The organism is Aeribacillus sp. FSL K6-8210 (assembly GCF_037963925.1).
GTDB classification, from domain to species: domain Bacteria; phylum Bacillota; class Bacilli; order Bacillales; family Aeribacillaceae; genus Aeribacillus; species Aeribacillus composti.
On sequence record NZ_CP150172.1, the window covers coordinates 1,245,102 to 1,265,162 of the forward strand.

The following is a 20,061-nucleotide window of genomic DNA, read 5'->3' on the forward strand; positions in this document are numbered from 1 at the left end:
TTAGCGGATATCGGTTACGGTTTCCGATTTGTGCGGGCAATTTCCCGCTTGACGGCCGGTGCCACTTTAGTACCCAGCAGTTCGATGGCACGCAACACTTTTTTGTGCGGCAGCGTGCCGACGGTCAATTGCAGAAGGAAGCGATCGTGGCCGAAAATTTCATGCTGGAACAAGATTTTTTCGATCACTTGCTCAGGGCTGCCGACAAAATTGGCGCCCCGTAAGGAAAGAGAGAACTCGAACTGCTCCCGGGTCAATGGCGGCCAACCGCGTTCCCGTCCCAGCCGATCCATCATCGTTTTAAACGCTGGAAATGCAATGTCAGCTGCTTCCTGCGACGAATCGGCGATAAAACCATGTGAATTGATACTGAGGTGTGGCGTTTCGTGCCCCGCCTTTTGCGCTGCCTCCCGGTGTAATTGAGCAAAGGGCGCGAACCGTTCGGGCAGACCACCGATGATGCCCAGTGCCATCGGAAGACCGAGCATGCCTGCACGGACGGCCGACTCCGGGGTTCCTCCAACGGCTATCCAAACCGGAAGCGGATTTTGCAGGGGCCGCGGATAGATCCCTAGATTGTCCAGCGACGGACGATGCTTTCCCGCCCATGTGACCCGTTCGGATTCTCGCAGTTTGAGCAGCAGATCAAGCTTTTCTTCAAAAAGCTCGTCATAATCTTTCAGGTCGTAGCCAAAAAGGGGAAAGGATTCGATAAACGAACCGCGGCCGACCATGATTTCAGCGCGGCCTTGAGTGAGCAGGTCCAAGGTGGCAAATTGTTGAAACACCCTCACCGGATCGTCAGAGCTTAAGACGTTTACTGCACTGGTCAACCGAATGCGTTTGGTGCGGGTCCCGGCAGCGGCAAGCACTACCGCTGGAGCCGATACGGTGTAGTCGGGACGATGATGTTCACCAATGCCGAACACATCCAGTCCGACTTGATCGGCTAGTTCAATTTCCTCCATCAAGTTTTGCAGCCGTTCCCCCGGGCTGATCAATTGACCGGTTTCCGGATCAACCGTCCGTTCTCCAAATGTGTAAATGCCGATTTCCATCCGTTGGCCCCTCCTTTGATTACTGTTCGTTCATACCGATGTTAGATTTATCTTACCCTATTTATTCGACGCCAGGCAATAAAAAGGGCTTAAGGCAGCAATCGCCTTTCCTCAAGGGTGTTTTGCTATGGATGGGAAGTTCGTTTCGGGCGATTTTATCGTAAAAAAAATTTAGCTGACAGGGAAGACGAGATGCCCCAAGATTTTTCCCTAATTCGCTTATGGAGAGGGAATGCTGGTGTGTTTGTCGCTGCCCCAACGTTTTTGATTCATTAGCGGAACGGGAAAACCGCACGGTGCTTTTCATATCCGTTGTTCGCTTCCAGACTGGGAATAACGCCTGTCTATTATCCAAAAGCATTTTTCTCCCGGAAACGGGCATTTTTGCGGAACCCCAAAATCATGACGTATCTTCATAGAGGCTTCTTTAGAATGCTGAGAGCGGAGGGATTCTTTCTTCCATCTATTTAAAATAAATCTTGACGTTTGCCGGATATCCAACATATGCCCATACAAAAGCCGTGACGAATGCATAAAAAATATTGAGATGTAAATTGTTACAACGGGAGGTATGGAAAATGTACCCGGAACGTCAATTTTTCGGAAGGAGACCCTTTTTCTTCGGAGGGCGGAACCCCTTTTTCTTCGGTGCGCCGTTTTTTGGCGGCTTGCTCGGCGGCTTTTTAGGTAGTGCACTGGTAGGACCGCGGCCATATCCGTTTTATCCGCCGTATTACGGAGGATTTTATGGCGGTTATCCGTACTATTGGTAAACGAAAATTTTTTCGACGAGCTGTCTTAAACGGTCATTTTAGAATGACTTTAAGGCGGCTTTTTTTATCCGCAGATTGCAAGATGTAATTCGGGATCAAAGGCAGATGTCGATTCATCATATAACATCGCTTTTGGTTCCATAGCAAGCTCTTGTGCAATTGCCACGCGCTGTTGTTGTCCTCCGGAAAGTTGACTTGGATAATAGTTCATTTTTTCAGCTAAAATCAACTTTTTTAAAATAATTCTCCGCAGTTTTACGAGCGGCTTCCTAGGAATTGTTGAGGGCTTTATCTGTACCAGCCATTTCGTCACCATTGGAGCATCGAAGAGCCATTCTTATTTCTTTTCAAAGAGCAGCTACATGCTTTTCATTAAAAAAATAATGTCCAACTATTTTAACTGTTCCTGATGTAGAAAGACATCTTATTCTATTGGGATATGCCCTGTATAGATTAAAATTCATAACTGTACCAAGCTTAAGGTTAAGGCAAAAATTTATGTTCCATTTTTCTCTGCCATTCTTTTCTTAAACAGAGTATATTTTTCTATTTTAAGAGGTACAAAAATAATAACATGCTGATGAGTGTCAAGTCCCATAATCAGAGGTCATTCCCCGTCTGTATGTAAATCATCAATATTCTGGAAAAGCTTTCTCCGATAAGCCACAAAAATAAAGCGGACGGAAGAAAAAGAACAAGTTTTCTTCGTCCGCTTTTTGTATTGTTTTTTATTAAAAGTGGTTGGCTTTGTGTCATAGCTTCTGTCATGTAGAGAATAAATTGAAAAATTTACTGCCTTCCATAGGTCTTTTGTCTTCACCAATAAAGAAATCAAGAAGCTGACTATTATACGTTGGCTTGTTACTAATCAATTGATCCTAAATTTCTCGTGATTAACAGGCTAATTGTCATACATTCGATTAAAACTTTTTGCCTATCAATTTTAAAAATAGTTCATTTTAACTATACCATTTTCACTATAAAATTTGTTATACAATTAAGTAAGAGGTATTATTTGATAAATTCCTTCAAATTTCTACAAAAATATAATTTTGTTTCGGCAAACTACTCGAAAGGGTAGGACGCAAAGCTAAAGGGGCTAAATCTATTTTGATAGACATGCCAGCCAGCTGCCCTTCCTATAAAGAATGGTTTTGATTCTTTTTAAGAAGGTTATTAGCGGATGTATTGTCTATTCAACTGCCCTCTTTAGAATTTTTAAGGGCAGTTTTTTTATTTTTACATAGGAAAGGAGGCTTGGTGATGGAGTAAAATAAAAATACATATTTGGCAAAGTTCATTCTATTGGCCCATTGTAAAAACATCTCAATCGGTCTAAACCCTCTGTGTCAAAAGGGAGTATGAATTTCCCAGGGAATATTCCTGAAATTGATTTACTTCAACGCCTTCCCGGAATTTCATCTACTGATTAAACAGATTAGTGGTAGTAATAGTTAAGGAAGTAGATGTAGGAAATATTTCATGCATTAAAAGAAGTAATCGACATCAACGAAGAGCAACTCCAACCCTACACCTACTATTCCCCAAAACTATAAAAAAATTTTTTGTTAAACCACAAAATTATCCAATTGATTCAGTTTTGTTTGAAATTGGTAAAAATCACTAAAATAAAACGGTGTAAGGAGGACAATAATGAAAAGTCTGCGATTAAAGATTATTAGTGGATTTGTCGTTGTTATTTTATTATTTACTACCGCAGCAATTTTTGATTTAAATCAACTTGGACATTTAACTGCAGATGGAACAGGAACAGGAAATACATTTGTGCTAACTGTTATTATTTCTGTTCTTGTCAGCTTGACGATTGCAATTGTTCTTTCGAATCGGATTGTAAAACCAATTTTCCAAGTAGTAGATCGTATGAAAATGGTGGCAGAAGGAGATTTGTCTGCAAAGCTGCTTGAAACAAAATCGAAAGATGAGATTGGTCAATTAGTTCAATCAATGAATGAAATGATTTTAAACTTGAGAAATGTTGTTGGGGAAGTAAGAAACACTGCAGAACAAGTAGCTGCATCTTCTGAAGAATTAACAGCAAGTGCCGATCAGACAACAGTTGCAACAGAACAAGTTGCTTCTGTCATTCAACAAGTAGCAAGCGGAGCTGAAACACAGACGAATGGAATAGAACGAAATGCTGCTTCTTTAGAAGAAATTGCACAAGGGGTTATCCGTGTTGCAGATAGTTCTAATCAGGTTGCAGAGCTTGCAAAACAAACTTCTCAGCAAGCTGAAGATGGTGAAGGTTCCGTTGTACGTACAGTTGACCAAATGAATTCAATCTATAAATTAGTTAAAGAGACTGATAGCATGGTTAAGTCTTTATATGAACGATCAAAAGAAATTAGTAAAATTCTTGATGTAATTAGTGGAATTGCCGATCAAACGAATCTTCTCTCTTTAAATGCGGCAATTGAAGCAGCAAGAGCGGGAGAGCATGGAAATGGTTTTGCGGTCGTAGCCGATGAAGTGCGGAAACTAGCTGAACAATCTCAGGCATCAGCAAAGCAAATAGCTGATTTAATCTTAAGAATCCAAAGCGATACAGAAAACTCTGTTAAAGCTATGACAGAAGTAACACATAACGTCGAAAATGGTCTTGAGATCACGAAGGAAACATCTGAAAAATTTGCTCAAATCGTTCAAAATATGAAGGATATTGCACCGCAAATTGAGGATATTTCTTCAATTGCTCAACAAGTCTCAGCGGAAGTAGAAGAAATAACATCTACAGCGGATGAACTTACAACAATAGCAAAAGAAAACGCAGCAACATCCGAACAAGTAGCAGCGTCTACAGAGGAACAACTAGCTTCGATGGAGGAAATAACTTCTTCAGCAAAAATGCTTGCAACAATGGCAGAAGGAATGCAAGAATTAGTTCATAAATTCAAGCTATAAAATGGGGAATACAGCCCCATTTTATAGAACATAAGCATTCCGGATGCTGCCGTCTGTTGCTTATACCGTAGTTTATAGAATATAAACCTTCGAGATGATTCAAATAAATCTGAGAATGAATATAAAACAAATATTTAGGCAATGAAAGAATCGTTGCCTCAGCTGATTTTATGGACTTCAGAATTTTGAACTTCAGCTTTTGAATGCTCATTTATGATGTTGTGAAATCTTTTCCGTATCGCCCAGCACCTTGCCTCCAAAAATTCCATTCGTGCCGTTCTGCATGAGTGATTCGTTTATTTCGACCTTTCTAACTTTCCCGCCGCATCTTTTTGAAAAAAATCCATGTTTTCACTAGAATATTTGACCAGTAAATTATTTCATTATGAATACTATATTGACAAAAGCAAGAAAGGTGGTGAAACGAATGAGTGTATGGTATCCAGACAAAGAAGAGAATAGACGCTCCGATTCAGAAAAACGTGCGAACGCAAAGGCAAAAGCTGATGTAGATTTTAAAAGTGACGTTGATGTGGATACGGACAACGAATTAGAGAATAAATTAAAAAATATTGATCGTAACACAAATATTGCAAAAGTAAATAATAGCGGCAACTCAAAAGTGGAAATTGATATTCATGTTGATTCCGATTCAGATGCAAAAGTTCGGTCGAAAGCAGAATCTGATCAAGATCAAAACCAAGAGCAAAGAGATTAATTGAGCATAATTAAATGTGGGTGAGATGTCTTTTTTGTCCCACCTATAATATAGGGTGAGAATGTTATGGAACATTTAGATAAAGGAGAGTTCTCTTGGTTACGGAATGCTTCTACTCAAAGCCCTCAATCAAATAAATCTTCCATTGATTCGAGCGGTAATTCAGATGTAAATGTTGATGTAAATATTCAAGTTGATACGATACCCATTGCATTTGCCGTTCTTTACTATTTATTGGCTACTAAGCAATTATCGCACGAAGAGTTTGAGTTTGCTTTACGTAAATTATTGGAGACAACAAACAAGTATAAAAAGCTGAACCGTGACGGTTCTTCAAGAGTCAATTTGTTACATCCTAATGTATGGGGAAGGTAAAATAATAAAGGAGATTTTACTTTCCTTCATTTTTTTAAAGGGAAACATGACAGGTAACCTAGTTTTTTAAGTTTTATCGTTTGGGATTTATTTTAGCATTTGATCATTTCTGAAACTGTTATGATGATAGGGACGGTACGTTTTAAAAAAATGTGAAAATGCAAAAAATTGTAAGACTGTAAAGCATCTTCCTTTATTTGAATTCAGCCCGGGTTACGATCTAGTTATAAAATGGTGAGCACGTAAATGATCGAGAAGATTGGAAAAGAAAGCTGCTGTATGGATGCAGTGAAAGTTTAAAGATTTTGTAAATTAAATTTTTTTATCCCTTCAGCAAAAAGCACTGGCACGTTTTTCTTGATTAAAGCAGCATATGTAGAAAGGGTATTATTTTTTCAACCAAATTCAGAATTGATGAAGAACATAAATGCCCAAAAGTTTGCAGGAAGAGGATATCAATCGACAGTTCATATTGTGAAAATTCGAAAATTTATTTTGTTTCTTATTGCGGCCAAAGCATGGGCCGCTCTTTTGTTTTGAAAAAGAGGAAGACAGATTATACCCGTGGTGCTAGATAAAATCAGACAAGCATAAAAATAGCCCTTGCATGAGGATCTCCTTAAAATGAAAGTGCGACCAAACATTTAAAAGGAGAATTCACATGCAAGAGCACTTTCATTTTACAACAGATCGAGCCAAACTTCAAAAACAATATGTATCGATTTTGTGTTTTGTATCAGCTCAACTATCGAGTATCCAGATTCATCTTCAACGTCGAAATCTTCATTTGTTGAAACAGAAGGACGAGGTCATCATCGCCGTCCATGTCCTTGGAAAGTTGTTAGGCTTCACTTCCGAACGGGCTTGGCACCGGTTTGTGATCGGGAATTTGTTTTCCAAGGACTTGTTCCCTGAACGTTCTCGATACAACCGTCGCTGCCGAGCGCTTGGCTTTGCGATCAAGTGGATGCGGCACCAGCTGGCCAAGCGTGGACAACACCATGCGTATGCGGTCGTGGACAGTTTGCCGATCGAGCTGTGTCATTCATCCCGAATGTATCGCGCCAAACGGTTTCGTGGAATTGCGGATATTGGCTATTGTGCTTCGAAAAAGATCGCTTTCTATGGGTTGAAACTTCATCTGCAGGTCACCGACCAAGGGCTTCCGATGGGATATGTCGTCACTGAAGCGTCTTGTCACGATCGGGTGGCCGCTGAAACCGTCATGACGCAAATTCCACATCCATATAACCTAGGTGACAAAGGGTACATCAGCCAAAAACTGCAAAAGAAGCTGTACGAAGAGCATCGAGTCGCTTTTTGGACGCCCGTTCGAAAAAATCAGCGAATTCTCCAATCCGACGCATGGAAACAGTGGATGAAACGAAAACGCAAAGTGATTGAAACCGTGTTTTCGATTTTAGTCGATTCGTATCGGATCACCGAGATTCGAGCGAACTCGGTTTCTGGATTTGAAACGGCACTGGATGGTATTTTACTGGCTTACTCCCTTGTTGTTCTTGGGCTAGTTGAGCGTTAAGACTCAACTAGCACCACGGGTAGATTATGCTAAAATATTTTTAAAATACAATGAATCGACAGCAAGATTTAGAGGGGGAAAACCATGGCGGTTAAAGCAGAGATTGATTTCCAAAAAGAATTATTTGAAGCAGCTAATAAAATGCGCGGAAGCGTGGCTCCAGCTGACTATAAACATTATGTACTGCCGCTTATTTTTTTGCGCTATCTTTCGAATAAATATGAACAGAGCTGCAATGAGTTGGAGCAAATTTTTGCGGAAAATGAAGAAATGCAGCAAGGTTTCGTTTCAGATTCTCATCAATATAGAGATAAAAATGTGTTTGTCGTCCCGAAGGAAGCAAGCTGGCACTATATAATGAAAAATGCTAAACAGCCGAATATTAAAGAAATTCTCGATAATGCGATGAAGCGAATCGAGGAAGAAAACCCAGAATTGACAGGGGTGCTGCCGCAAATTTATCAAGGCTTGAACTTACCGGTAGAAAATGTTGCTGGATTAATTGAAATTTTTTCACGTGATGTGTTTAGTGGCAGCTCGGAAGACAGCATAGATATACTCGGTCGTACTTATGAGTATTTTATTAGTTCATTTGCTTCGTCAGAAGGGAACAGAGGCGGCGAGTTTTTTACCCCATCCTGTATTGTGGAATTGCTGGTGGAGATGCTTGAACCAAAAAGAGGTATCGTGTTTGATCCAGCGTGTGGAAGCGGTGGAATGTTTATTCAAAGCGGGAGGTATGCGCCGAATAAAAAGTCTCTTTTATTTTACGGACAGGAAAATGTCGTCACGACAGTACGTCTTGGAAAAATGAACGTATTGCTTCATGGCATCAATGCGGAAATACGGCTGGGAGATTCGCTGTTGAACGATCAATTTCCTGAATTAAAGGCTGATTATGTGATTGCCAACCCGCCGTTTAATCAAAAAGATTGGGGGGCGGACAGAATATCGAAAAGCGATCCGCGCTTGATCGGGCCTGTTACAAACAGCAATGCAAACTATATGTGGATGCAGCATTTCTTATACCATTTAAATGATGCAGGATCAGCAGGGTTTGTGATGGCAAATGGCGCAATGACAACTAATGTTAAGGAAGAAAAGGAAGTGCGGAAAATATTGGTGGATGAAGGGTACATCGATTGCGTTGTCCAATTGCCGGAAAAACTGTTTTTCACAACAGGCATACCGTGCTGTTTGTTCTTTTTAAGCAAAAACCGCGATGGAAAAAACGGTTACCGTGCTCGAAGAAACAAAATTTTGTTTATCGATGCCCGAAAAATGGGAAAGCCCGTCAGCCGCAAGCAAAAAGCATTGTCTAAAGAAGAAATTGATAAAATCGCATCAGTTTATCGAGCATTTAAATATGAACATGCAAAAAGCTGCGAAAATATTGAAGGTTTCTGTAAAATTGCAAAACTTGAAGAAGTACAACAAAACGACTACAAACTGACACCAAGCATGTACGTCGGAACAGAGGCAGAAGAAGAAGAAGACATTCCTTTTGAGCAAAAAATAGCCGAACTAACGAAACGGTTGCTCGAACAATTTGAAGAATCGAACAAACTACAAGAAAAAATCAAACAAAACCTGGAGGAGCTGATGTATCGGAATGGGGAAAAGTCAAACTTAGTATTCAAAAGGGAAAAAAATGAATGATCTGAGAAAATGTGAAATTTTTTTATCGGTGCTTTCGAAAATTTCCTAATAAAGATTAATCGAGGAAAAAAGGTGGTATTAAGACCTTTCTGTCAGAGAAAAGTGTATTATAATCATTATAAAAGCAGAAGTTAATATGAAACTTTTTCTTCACAAAACCAAACATTTGTTCTATTATTTTATGTAGAAACGTTTAGAGGATAGATATTTGTTATTATAAAATGAATCATGATGGAGGTTTAATATGATGGAAGAAGCGTTAAAATTAATATTATCAGAGCTAAAAGAAATGAAAGAAGGACAATCCCGTTTAGCAGTCGAACAACAAGGTGTAAAGGAACAGCTGAAAGAGCTAAAAGAAGGTCAGTCTCGTTTAGCAGTTGAGCAAAAAGGTATGAAGGAGGAGCTGAAAGAGCTAAAGGAAGGTCAGTCTCGTTTAGCAGTTGAGCAAAAAGGTATGAAGGAAGAGCTGAAAGAGCTAAAGGAAGGTCAGTCTCGTTTAGCAGTTGAGCAAAAAGATATGAAGAAGGAGCTGAAAGAGCTAAAAGAAGGTCAGTCTCGTTTAGCAGTTGAGCAAAAAGATATGAAGAAGGAGCTGAAAGAGCTAAAGGAAGGTCAGTCTCGTTTAGCAGTTGAGCAAAAAGGTATGAAGGAAGAGCTGAAAGAGCTAAAGGAAGGTCAGTCTCGTTTAGCAGTTGAGCAAAAAGATATGAAGGAAGAGCTGAAAGAACTAAAAGAAGGACAACACCGTTTGGCAGTCGAACAACAAGGTGTAAAAGAAGAGTTGAAAGAGCTAAAAGTAGGGATGAAAGAACTAAAAGAAGGACAATCCCGATTAGAAGTAAAAATGGAAAATATCGAACGAAAAATTACAGGAATCCCTAAAACTTATGAGAATTTAGAACAATTTGTAGCACGTCAGCAGCGTGTGATTGAGGAATTGTCAGCACGTTCAGTTGAATACGGGGTAGAGATTAAAGAGATTCATCGCATTTTAAAAAATCAATAAAATAGAGTTTTTTTAAATTCAGAGTGGATTTTAATTGGAAACATGAAAAAGCGCCGAAACATTTTTCATAATGTTCCAGCGCAATCCATAGTCAGCCGAATTTGTGCTGATTATTTTTAAAGATTGTTCGTTTATCTTCCTTTGACGATGGCAATCATTCCTTCTTCATCATCCAACACAAGTTCAATCCCAGCGTACGGGTCTTCGTTTAAAAATTCATCGAGCCAAAGACGCAGAGCTTCGATGATGTTTGCGGTAATAAGTACTTGCTTTCGGTCGTTTACATACGCTTCGGCAGAAAAGCCGTAATCGTCGTCATACATCAGCTCCACTACAACTTCTTCCGGCTTTATTTGTTTTTTTCGGGAAATGTACACGCAGATTGCGTTAATAATATCTTGCTCCGGAATGATCAGCTTTTCCATGGATTAGCAGCCTCTTTTTCTTTTTTATGCTTGATCAGGACGAAAATTTTGCGAATGATCGAGATGAGAATAACGATTGCCAGCAAATTAATGAATAAACCTAAAATTGAACCGAATATACCCATGTTTGCTAGCAGTCCGCCAAATAATAATCCGGCAAGCCCTCCTAACATAAGGCCTTTGAAAAATCCTCCTGATGAGAATGTGCCTTTGGAGGCGGCAGATTGATTTTTTGGAGTGTTTGCCTTTTTATCTTGGAAATTCGAACTGTTCGTTGTGGTATTTTTATTCAAATTGAAGCTTTTTTTCCCTGATTTGTATGACTTCGCCTCTACTATCGTTGGATGATCTTGAAAAACAACATTTCCAACAGGTGAAAAAATAAGCGCGAAAGCAAACAAAGCTGCTAATAATTTTTTCAATTTCGACTTCCCCCTGTATGAAAGTATTTGTATTTTTGTGAACTCAGTTTCAATGTTATATACGATAGAAAATCAAATTAGTTTCACGATTTGATATCTTTTCTATATAAACGAATAAAAATTTTTCTTTCATCTAAGCATGTTATTCAACTATTACAATGCTGTAAACTAAGAATAGAAGACTTTAAAAAAATGGTGAGGCCGTTGTTTTACTTGAATATATTTTATCATGTATACTTGTTTGAAAGTATTTGCGAACTGTAAAACGTTTGGACTGCCATGTTAAAAGAGTTTCTTCAAGTTTCATCAAACGTATCTATGGACGTGTTTTTTTGGAGGCATGAAAGGATGGTTCAGCTAAAAAAATTGGCTTTTAAGCAGAAAACAAAATTGATGTTGCTAATCGTGCTTGCTTTAATCTCTGGTGCTGCCATTATTGGACAAGCTTATTTTTTTGCGGCGATTGTCGATCGCATTTTTTTACAGAAACAGTCTTTTGCTGATGTTTTCCAGTTGCTTTTAGGTTTGTTCATTGTTCTTTTGGCCAGAACTGCATCCCATTATTTCAGCGGTTTAACAGGAATTAAAATAGCGTCCAAAGTGAAAAAAGATCTTCGCCAATCTTTATTAAATAAATTTTCAAGCAACCCGCTGCAAGTATCGCTGCAAGGGAAAACAGGACAAAAAGCAAGTGTATTGCTAGATGCGGTAGATGAAATCGACAGCTACTTTAGCATTTATATTCCAAAGGCAGTTCAAACGTCGATCATACCTCTTCTCATTCTTTTCGTTGTGTTTGCTAGCCATCCATTTACTGGATTAATCATGGTGATTACAGCGCCATTTATACCGATATTCATGATCATCATTGGCTACAAAACGAAAAAGAAATCGGAGGAGCAAATGGAGAAAATGACCGCTTTATCGGGACATTTTCTTGACACCTTGCAAGGGCTGACAACCCTTAAGCTGTTCAACCGTGCGAAACAGCAGAAAGAAGCGATCAGAAAAAGCAGCCATGGCTTTCGGGATGCGACGATGGAAGTATTGAAAATTGCTTTTACCTCTTCTTTTATGCTGGAGTTCATTTCCATGCTTAGTATGGGATTGATTGCCCTTGATGTGGCGATTCGCTTAATTATTTTTCAAAACATTTCTTTTTTTACCGCGTTTTTCATGCTGATTCTAGCTCCTGAGTTTTATAATGCACTGAAAGATTTAGGAAGCGCCTTTCATGCAGGCAGGGGGAGTATGGGGGCGGCAAGAAAGATTGAAGAGGAGCTAAACGCAATCGGAAAGCCAGTAAAATGGGGGAAGGCAGTTTTGCCAAAAGGTGAAGGACCGCCGACCATTCGCATAGAAGGAGCGGGATTTCGTTACGAGGGAGATAGGTTTGCCTTAAAAAATATAAATGCTGAAATCCGCCCGTTTGAGCAAGTGGCAATTGTCGGAAAGAGCGGTGCTGGGAAATCGACTTTATTACATGTGATTGCAGGTCTTGTTCCGCTTACTGAAGGGGAAATTTATGTGAACGGAATTCGGCGGTCTGATTTGAACGAAAAGAGCTGGTTCGATGAAATCAGCTATATTTCGCAAAATCCGTATCTTTTTTCTGGAACGATTGCGGAAAATATCGCTTTGGGAGGAAAACTCGATGCAACGAAAGAGGAAATCGAACAAGCAGCCGAAAAGGCAGGAATTTTAAAGCTTGTCCAATCACTTGAAAATGGTTTTGATACACCTATTGGAGAAGGAGGAAGGGGAATTTCCGGAGGAGAAAAACAACGAATTGCACTGGCACGAGCGTTTTTGAAAAAACCATCCATTATATTGTTTGATGAGCCGACGACTGGACTGGATCTTCAAACAGAACAAATTTTGCAGGATTCCATAAAGGAATTAGCTCAATCTTCCACCGTCATTACCGTCGCTCATCGGCTTCATACCATTATAAATGCGGATAAAGTTCTTTTTTTGGAAAATGGAGAACTCATCGCATCCGGAACACATAAAGAATTGCTGGAATCAGTTGAAGCGTACAGGAAAATGACAACGCTCCAACAAGGAGGCATGGCAAAATGAAAGATTTGCTTTTTATTACAAAGCTGACATTAACAGAAAAGAAAGATCTTTTTTTGTCCATTCTCTTCGGATTTATAACAGGAATCGCGACAGTGAGTTTGTTTGCTTCAAGCGGCTATTTGATTTCTAAAGCAGCTCTTGCACCGCCAATTTACACGCTGACTGTTTTCATAGCGTGTATAAAACTGTTAGGGTTTATCAGTGCCGGCAGCCGTTACGGGGAGCGTTATTTTTCTCATCGCGCCACATTCAATATATTAAGCCGGTTGCGAGTTTCTTTTTTTGAAAAGCTGGTGCCATTGGTGCCCGCGATTTTTCTTAAATATCGGAGCGGAGATCTCCTCTCCAGAATTGTCGGCGATGTGGAAACGCTGCAAAACTTCTTTTTGCGTGTTTTTTATCCGCCGATCGTATCCACTCTCATATTTTTATGGACCATTTTTTTCACTTCGTTCTTTTCCTTTTATATTGCCTTGGTGTTATGTATCGGTTTGATTTTCACCACTGTCCTAATTCCGGCTTACTTTGCTTTCAGACTAAAAAAAGTAGAGCGTCATGTTCGACAAAGCCGCGGGAATTTATCGACAGAAGTGACGGAGTTTTTTTATGGGTTTCGCGATTTAAAAATTTATCAACAGCTTGAGCATAAACAAGAGAAGCTTACCCAACGCTCCGATGCTTATTTGAAAGAACAGGAACGTGAAGCAATCTATAACCTCTTCAGTCAATCTGTCAATACGTTTGTATCTTTAATTGTCTCTTGGATTATTCTTTTGCTTGGCGTCTATTTCGTTGCAGGCGGTCAATTAGATGGTATTTTTCTTGCCATGCTTGTAATGATTTCATTAACTGTTTTTGAACATGCGGCACCGATGGCTGCTTTTCCAAGTTATTTAGAGGACAGCCGCCAAGCTGCTGCAAGACTATCAGACGCCACGCATCAAGACTCTTCTGTAAAAACGTCTGATGAGAAAGAAATGAAGGAGCTTCCCGGTCAACAAGCTCCATCAATTGTCATGGAGAATGTCACCTTTCATTTATTTGGTGAAATTTTAAAAAATGTTTCAATTACATTTCCGGCAGGATCGAAAACAGCCATTGTCGGACCTAGTGGTTCGGGCAAATCGACCTTGCTGGCCCTTTTATTAAAAATTTATAAAAACTATCAAGGGGTGATTCGGATCAACGGCATCCCGATCGATCAATTAGATGACGATAGCCTTTGGAAAAATGCGAACGTTATTTTGCAGGACAACCACTTTTTCTACGGTACCGTTCGCGATAACCTAATGATTGCTAAAGATGCAGTGCTTGACGAAGATTTGGAAGATGTGCTGAAAAAGGTGAAGCTTGACTATCTTTCTTTGGCCGATCCGTTGTTAGAAAGAGGAGGAAATTTATCGGGCGGGGAAAAGCAAAGACTGGCGATCGCCAGGGTATTGTTGAAAAAAGCTCCGCTATGGATACTTGATGAACCGACATCATTTTTGGATGCTTTAACGGAACAGTCTATTTATCATCATCTGTTTGAAGCTGCTAAAAATGATACCGTCATCCTTGTCAGTCATCGTCTGGCCGGTCTGGAAAACATGGATCAAATTATCGTTATGGATGAAGGAGCTATTGTAGAAGCGGGAACCTACAAAGAATTGATGAACAAAAAAGGATACTTTTATCAAATGAAGCAAATTGAACAAAGTGTCTTTACAGCAAATTAAAGAAAGCCGACATGGAGCAAACTGTCGGCTTTTTTTCGATTGATTTCTAAGCTTGCTTCAATTTTTATCCTCTTTTGGATATGAGCTCATCTTTCACTGCTGTCCAAAATGATAAAGCTGCAGCAGCGAATAGCACGAGAAAGGGGGCAAACGTAATTAAAAAAGTCTTCATCGTTCCACACTCCTTATTTTGCGTTTTGCCCTTTCACATAATCTTTATCGAACAGAAACAGTTTTATTAGTAAATAAAGGGAAGGGAGCAAAAGGGCTAATCCTAAAATAAAAACGATGATCAGGGAAATGGCCATAGCTTCGTTTGTAAAACTGTCATAAATGGACAAATATGGATAAAGCAAGTACGGATAATGGGAGATTCCATATCCAAAGAAAGCTAACAGAAATTGACCTACTAACAATCCGAATGCCAATCCATAATTTTTTCTTTTCCAAATGAGCCAGACAGTCCCGACATATAAAAGAAACGATAAAGCGAACATCCACCATAAATTAAGGATGCGTTCAAAATGCTCTTGGTTGTGATAGCTCAGTTCATAAATGATGCCGCAAGCTGTTATGATTAAAGGAAATGCCCAGAAAAGAGCATATTTTCTCATTAAATTCGTTGCGTCTGTATCACCAGTTTGATTCGCGTACCATGTAAGAAAAACAGCTGAAATATAAAGGACGGCCGTAATACTTAAAACGACGATGCTCCAAGATAATGGGCTTTTAAATAATGCTACGTAGTTTAAAACTGGATGCTCATCCACCATCGAGACAAATCCGCCTTCAGAAATGGCTAAGACGACAGATAATGATGCAGGGATCAATAATCCAGACAATCCATACATAAAGGCATACCCTTTATGCCCTTTTGATGAATACGTTTCAAATGCGTAATAAGACCCGCGAATGGCAAGCAAAATAATCGCAATGCTTCCCGGAACAAGGAGAGTTGTCCCATAATAAAATGCGGTTTTTGGGAAAAAACCGACAATCCCAACAAAGAAGAAAACGAAAAATACATTGGTTACCTCCCAAACTGGAGACAGGTAGCGTTGAATAATTTTGGACAATATATGCTGCTTGCCACTCAAAATGCTGTAAGCATTAAAGAATCCAGCGCCGTAATCAATGGATCCAACGATCACATAGCCGAACAAAAAGATCCAAAGGACGGATATCCCAATAATCTCCAAGCTCATGACTGCTCACCGCCTAATCGATTTTCAAGCTCTCTTTCCACCGGATTATTTTTAAACAACCGGCGAAGAATCACAATCGTGCCGATTCCTAAAATCAAATACAAAATGGCAAAAAGAATGAGCATAAGACCTACATGGCCGCTTGAAGTTGCTGCTTCACCCGTTGTCATAATTCCGCGAAGGATCCAAGGCTGACGGCCAAATTCAGTCAACCACCAGCCAGCCTCAATCGCGATAAAAGATAGAGGCCCTCCGAGCACAATGAGCATGCGGAACCATTTTTGGTTGATGAAAGCCCATCCGCGCTTCACCCCAACCCAATAGATAAGTGCTAATAAAATCATGAAAACGCCAATGGCTACCATAATATCAAAAAAATAATGAATATAAAGCGGAGGAGATTCAAAATTTGAAAATTGGTCTAGTCCGATAACTTCTGCATTTGGATCTCCATGCGCCAAAATACTGAGCAAATATGGGAATTTAAGTGCATATTTAATGTTTTGTTCGTCATCTAAAATACCAAACATGACTAGAGGAGCATTTCCTTCTGTTTCAAAATGCCATTCCGCAGCCGCCAATTTCTCTGGCTGGTACTCAGCTAAATATTTGCCGGAAAAATCTCCGATAACAGCTGTTGCAATGGAGAAAATCAGTCCTATTTTCATAGTTAAAAACAAGGCTTTTTTATGATAAACATGGTTGGAGCCTTTTAATAATTGGCATGCTGCAATAGATGCCAGCGTAAAGGCGGCTGTCATAAAGGCGGTTGCGACTACGTGTGCGACTTTTGTCGGCATGGCCGGGTTAAAAATCGCACCCAGCGGATTGACATTGATGAGTTCACCATTTACAATGTCAAACCCTTGCGGCGCATTCATAAAAGAGTTGACGATGGTAATAAAAAAGGCAGAAAAGGCGGCGCCAAGGGAGACAGGAATCAGAAAGAGCAGGTGCTTCCGCTGATTTTTAAATCGTTCCCAAGTGTACATATAAATTCCGAGAAAGATTGCTTCAAAGAAAAAAGCAAATACTTCCATAAAAAGCGGCAATGCGATCACATTTCCGGCAAGTTCCATAAAATTCGGCCAGAGCAATGACAGCTGGAGTCCAATCGCAGTTCCTGTTACAACGCCGACAGCTACGGTGATGACATACCCCCGCGCCCAACGTCTAGCCATTAAAAGATAATGTTCGTCATTTTTTTTGATCCCAACCCACTGGGCAATCATGATCATCAACGGAACGCCTACCCCAATGGTTGCGTAAATAGCGTGAAAAGAAAGTGTAAGGATAGTCAGCATTCGACTGCTGAATACGGGGTCTTCAAATAACAATTTTATTTCCTCCTTTTGAATGGGATAAATCTTTGAAACCGGTCATGAGTATATGATCAGGATGAACCAATACAATATGATTTCATTTTACTTTATAAAAATGTGCTCTTTGTCAATTCTCTTTGACAAATGTATATATAGAGAATGAAAAATATGTGAACATTGGCTCTTTTCGCTTAGTTTATGCCATATTATAGCATTTTAGGCAGCCTGTACCATTTGCAAAATCTGAAAAAATCAGCATTGCTCAACATATGTTTGTACAAATATTTAAAGAATATACATGATTTTCAAATCATATCGGATTATCTGCCGGGTTAAGAAAATATTGGGTTAAGTCCTGTGAAAAAAATCCATGTTTTCCCTAGCTTAAAAAGCCTGAAAGCAGCCAATAAGATTCTGTTTATGTTTGGCTGCAAAATTTGCAGAACGTTTGAATCCGTAATCGAACGGATTGTTGCTGCCGCCTCTAAATGTATATTTTTTTGGCAAACAAAAATACGGCTGCAGTTCATCTTGACTATATAAAATCAAAAATGTTACATAGTCCGTTCTAAATCGCACGGTTTTTTAGCTCCAGTTCATCCAGGCTAAATAGAGTCAAAAAAATGACAGCTTCGAATTTTTTGTTGTATATTCATAAGCATGCTAGTTTGTGGGCAGGAAGCATTCGTGCTATGATTTTTTGTAAACAGCTGCCAAGGAGGGATGGATCGTATGGTGAAGAAAGTAATATTGAATGGTGTAGAGATACAAGTTGAGGAGTATGAAGAGGAAGTGGTTCATCAACCAAACGGTGAGCCATTACATAAAATTCGTTTTGCTTTTAAGGTGAGAAGCGATGAATATCATGATATTACGACGCTGCTGTATCAGCAAACGTTTGATGTGTCAGTTCCTGAAAGAGACCTGAACTTTAGGGGGACGATACAAAATTATTCCACTTCTGTGACGAATTTGTATAAAAAAAATCAGGTTGGTGATTTTCGATTAGAATTAATTGAGACGATTTAACAATGATTGTTTCAATGGCGTAATCCCATGGTGTTCGAAGAAACAGAGGGAGGCACTATGTCAATTCATGTAGAGCATTTGTACAAGCAATTTCGAGTTCACGTTCGGCAAGCAGGGTGGACGGGGGCTGTACGCAGTTTGTTTAAGAGGGAAATTCGTACTGTGGAAGCGGTGCGAGACATTTCATTTACCATTCCTTCGGGAGAAATTGTCGCATTTTTAGGGCCGAACGGAGCGGGGAAAACAACGACAATTAAAATGCTGGCCGGTTTGCTTTATCCAAGCTCCGGGAGCATTCAAGTTGCCGGATATGTACCGTTTGAACAAAAAGCGGAATTTAAGAAGATCATGAGTTTAGTCATGGGACAGAAAAGCCAGCTCATATGGGATATTCCGCCAATGGAAACGTTTCTCGTCAATAAAGCGATATACGAAATAGAAGACCGTGCGTTTCGGCAAACGTTGGATGAGCTTGTCGAGCTGCTGGAGTTAGAAGAGCTCTTGACGAAACCAACGCGGAGTTTGTCTCTCGGACAGCGGATGAAATGCGAATTAGCAGCCGCGCTTTTGCATCGGCCGAAGGTTTTATTTTTGGATGAACCGACGATCGGCTTGGATGTCCATACGCAGGAAAAAGTCCGCCGCTTTATAGGACAATATAACCGCGAGCACCGAACGACAGTATTGTTGACATCGCATTACATGGGCGATGTGACAGCGCTGTGCGATCGGGTGCTCATTATTAATCATGGGAAGCTGTTGTATGATGGTGAATTGGACATGTTGACGGAAAAATTGACGCCGTATAAATTGCTAGAGGTTCAGCTTTCGTCCATTCCCGATATTTCATGGGATGCATACGGCGAATTAGTCGATGCAAAAGAGGGTAAAGTAACGCTTCGTGTGCCGAGGGAACGCATTCACGAGGTATCCTCCCGATTTTTGCAGCAGTTTGATGTTCGCGATTTAAATATAGAAGACCCGCCGATGGAAGAAGTGATAACGCTCGCGTTTCAGGAGGATGCACATGTTTCGTAAATACTCTGTTCTCCTTCGCATGAAATATGTGGAGATGTTTGCCTACCGGCTGGCGACGATCGTGTGGATGACAGGAGCCATGGTTCAGCCGCTGATCACGATGATGGTCTGGATGAATATTGATCCTGATCAGGAGAATGAGTTTATTTTTTACTTTGCGGCATTGATTTTTGTTGAACGCATGACAAGCGCTTGGGACGTTTGGGAATTGGAGCGGGAAATAAGGGAGGGAACCTTTTCTTATCAAATTGTCCGTCCGTTTCACCCGATACATTGGGCCATTGCTGAAAATATCGTGTATAAAGCGTTATTTTTCGTCATTTTAATTCCGGCATGGGGCCTATTGGCGGTCTTTATTCCGGCGCTGCGGCTGGATCAAATAAGTGCGGCGCAGTGGCTGTTATTCTTTTGTGCGCTTTTATTGGCAGCGGTCATTCGTTTTTTATTCAGCTACACATTTGGTCTGTTAGGTTTTTGGGTGACAAAAGTGACGGCTTTGTACGGCATGTTTGAAGCGGTGTCTCTCTTTTTGTCGGGCCGCATTGCACCGATGTCGCTCCTGCCGCCGCTTTTGAAAACGATCAGCTTTTATTTGCCTTTTCGATATATGGTCGGGTTTCCAATCGAAATTTTGACCGGAAGCGTCCAAGGGATGGATATTGTGTACGGATTTGGATGGGCTGCAGTTTGGTGCATGTTTTTTATGCTTGCAGTATTGTTGCTTTGGAAGGCTGGTCTAAGGAAAAACCAAGCTGTGGGGGGATAA

Annotated in this window: 19 protein-coding genes and 1 riboswitch; of the genes, 12 read left to right on the forward strand and 7 right to left on the reverse strand. The window is 40.2% G+C overall.

All coding sequences use genetic code 11. From position 1 onward, the window contains the following. Positions 1–14: 14 nt before the first annotated feature. Positions 15–1,058 carry an LLM class flavin-dependent oxidoreductase gene (locus NSQ41_RS06110; protein ID WP_063386411.1) on the reverse strand — a complete coding sequence of 348 codons (1,044 nt, stop codon included), beginning with the start codon at positions 1,056–1,058 and terminating at the stop codon, positions 15–17. Between the two features lie 578 nt (positions 1,059–1,636). Between NSQ41_RS06110 and NSQ41_RS06115 the strand changes: the two genes are divergently transcribed. Then, on the forward strand, positions 1,637–1,831 hold the full coding sequence (locus NSQ41_RS06115) for a hypothetical protein (protein WP_063386410.1): 195 nt from the start codon (positions 1,637–1,639) through the stop codon (positions 1,829–1,831). A 64-nt stretch (positions 1,832–1,895) separates the two neighbouring features. Here the strand turns inward: NSQ41_RS06115 and NSQ41_RS06120 are convergent, their stop codons facing one another. Further along, positions 1,896–2,144, reverse strand: coding sequence for an ATP-binding cassette domain-containing protein (locus tag NSQ41_RS06120; protein WP_327848804.1), 249 nt, complete (start codon positions 2,142–2,144; stop codon positions 1,896–1,898). Between the two features lie 736 nt (positions 2,145–2,880). Further along, positions 2,881–2,969: riboswitch (cyclic di-GMP riboswitch) on the forward strand. Between the two features lie 515 nt (positions 2,970–3,484). Here NSQ41_RS06120 and NSQ41_RS06125 point away from each other — a divergent pair. The 6 genes from NSQ41_RS06125 to NSQ41_RS06150 all read left to right on the forward strand — a co-directional run bounded on the left by NSQ41_RS06125 (position 3,485) and on the right by NSQ41_RS06150 (position 10,054). Continuing rightward, positions 3,485–4,753: a HAMP domain-containing methyl-accepting chemotaxis protein gene (locus NSQ41_RS06125; protein ID WP_339211227.1), complete on the forward strand. Its 1,269-nt coding sequence runs from the start codon at positions 3,485–3,487 to the stop codon at positions 4,751–4,753. A 427-nt stretch (positions 4,754–5,180) separates the two neighbouring features. Next, positions 5,181–5,471 carry a hypothetical protein gene (locus NSQ41_RS06130; RefSeq protein ID WP_063386407.1) on the forward strand — a complete coding sequence of 97 codons (291 nt, stop codon included), beginning with the start codon at positions 5,181–5,183 and terminating at the stop codon, positions 5,469–5,471. 66 nt (positions 5,472–5,537) lie between these two features. Beyond that, a complete protein-coding gene (locus NSQ41_RS06135; protein WP_063386406.1) occupies positions 5,538–5,846 on the forward strand; it encodes a hypothetical protein in 309 nt (102 codons plus the stop codon). A 661-nt stretch (positions 5,847–6,507) separates the two neighbouring features. Further along, on the forward strand, positions 6,508–7,386 hold the full coding sequence (locus NSQ41_RS06140; protein WP_311066496.1) for an IS982-like element ISGth1 family transposase: 879 nt from the start codon (positions 6,508–6,510) through the stop codon (positions 7,384–7,386). Positions 7,387–7,470: 84 nt separating this feature from the next. After that, the gene (locus NSQ41_RS06145) at positions 7,471–9,045 is read left to right on the forward strand and encodes a class I SAM-dependent DNA methyltransferase (protein ID WP_063386404.1); all 1,575 of its coding nucleotides are present in this window, start codon (positions 7,471–7,473) and stop codon (positions 9,043–9,045) included. A gap of 244 nt (positions 9,046–9,289) precedes the next feature. After that, the gene (locus NSQ41_RS06150) at positions 9,290–10,054 is read left to right on the forward strand and encodes a hypothetical protein (RefSeq protein ID WP_339199374.1); all 765 of its coding nucleotides are present in this window, start codon (positions 9,290–9,292) and stop codon (positions 10,052–10,054) included. A 131-nt stretch (positions 10,055–10,185) separates the two neighbouring features. Here NSQ41_RS06150 and NSQ41_RS06155 read toward each other — a convergent pair whose 3' ends face one another. After that, on the reverse strand, positions 10,186–10,479 hold the full coding sequence (locus NSQ41_RS06155) for a YxcD family protein (protein ID WP_066251682.1): 294 nt from the start codon (positions 10,477–10,479) through the stop codon (positions 10,186–10,188). Next, positions 10,467–10,901, reverse strand: coding sequence for a hypothetical protein (locus NSQ41_RS06160; protein WP_327874009.1), 435 nt, complete (start codon positions 10,899–10,901; stop codon positions 10,467–10,469). The genes NSQ41_RS06155 and NSQ41_RS06160 overlap by 13 nt, the downstream gene beginning before the upstream one ends. A gap of 348 nt (positions 10,902–11,249) precedes the next feature. On the opposite strand from NSQ41_RS06160, the gene cydD reads away from it, so the two are divergent. Beyond that, entirely contained in the window at positions 11,250–12,983 is a 1,734-nt protein-coding gene (gene cydD / locus NSQ41_RS06165; protein WP_339211230.1) for a thiol reductant ABC exporter subunit CydD, read from the forward strand. After that, positions 12,980–14,701 (forward strand): thiol reductant ABC exporter subunit CydC, encoded by a 1,722-nt coding sequence (gene cydC, locus NSQ41_RS06170; RefSeq protein WP_339211233.1) that lies wholly within the window; start codon positions 12,980–12,982, stop codon positions 14,699–14,701. The genes cydD and cydC overlap by 4 nt, the downstream gene beginning before the upstream one ends. Positions 14,702–14,886: 185 nt before the next feature. On the opposite strand, the gene NSQ41_RS06175 is transcribed toward cydC, so the two are convergent. The 3 genes from NSQ41_RS06175 to NSQ41_RS06185 all read right to left on the reverse strand — a co-directional run bounded on the left by NSQ41_RS06175 (position 14,887) and on the right by NSQ41_RS06185 (position 17,807). Then, positions 14,887–15,906 (reverse strand): cytochrome d ubiquinol oxidase subunit II, encoded by a 1,020-nt coding sequence (locus NSQ41_RS06175; RefSeq protein WP_063386398.1) that lies wholly within the window; start codon positions 15,904–15,906, stop codon positions 14,887–14,889. Continuing rightward, positions 15,903–17,243 (reverse strand): cytochrome ubiquinol oxidase subunit I, encoded by a 1,341-nt coding sequence (locus NSQ41_RS06180; protein WP_339211235.1) that lies wholly within the window; start codon positions 17,241–17,243, stop codon positions 15,903–15,905. The genes NSQ41_RS06175 and NSQ41_RS06180 overlap by 4 nt, the downstream gene beginning before the upstream one ends. 369 nt (positions 17,244–17,612) lie before the next feature. Further along, complete coding sequence (locus tag NSQ41_RS06185) at positions 17,613–17,807, reverse strand: hypothetical protein (protein WP_339211236.1); 195 nt, start codon at positions 17,805–17,807, stop codon at positions 17,613–17,615. 153 nt (positions 17,808–17,960) lie between these two features. Here NSQ41_RS06185 and NSQ41_RS06190 point away from each other — a divergent pair, with 153 nt between their 5' ends. Genes NSQ41_RS06190 through NSQ41_RS06200 form a run of 3 tightly spaced genes read left to right on the forward strand, consistent with a single transcriptional unit; the run spans position 17,961 to position 20,061 of the window. Then, complete coding sequence (locus NSQ41_RS06190; RefSeq protein ID WP_094245447.1) at positions 17,961–18,257, forward strand: DUF3219 family protein; 297 nt, start codon at positions 17,961–17,963, stop codon at positions 18,255–18,257. Positions 18,258–18,314: 57 nt separating this feature from the next. Then, positions 18,315–19,295, forward strand: a complete 981-nt coding sequence (locus NSQ41_RS06195) for an ATP-binding cassette domain-containing protein (protein ID WP_311067090.1) — start codon at positions 18,315–18,317, stop codon at positions 19,293–19,295. Further along, on the forward strand, positions 19,285–20,061 hold the full coding sequence (locus tag NSQ41_RS06200; RefSeq protein ID WP_339211238.1) for an ABC-2 family transporter protein: 777 nt from the start codon (positions 19,285–19,287) through the stop codon (positions 20,059–20,061). The genes NSQ41_RS06195 and NSQ41_RS06200 overlap by 11 nt, the downstream gene beginning before the upstream one ends.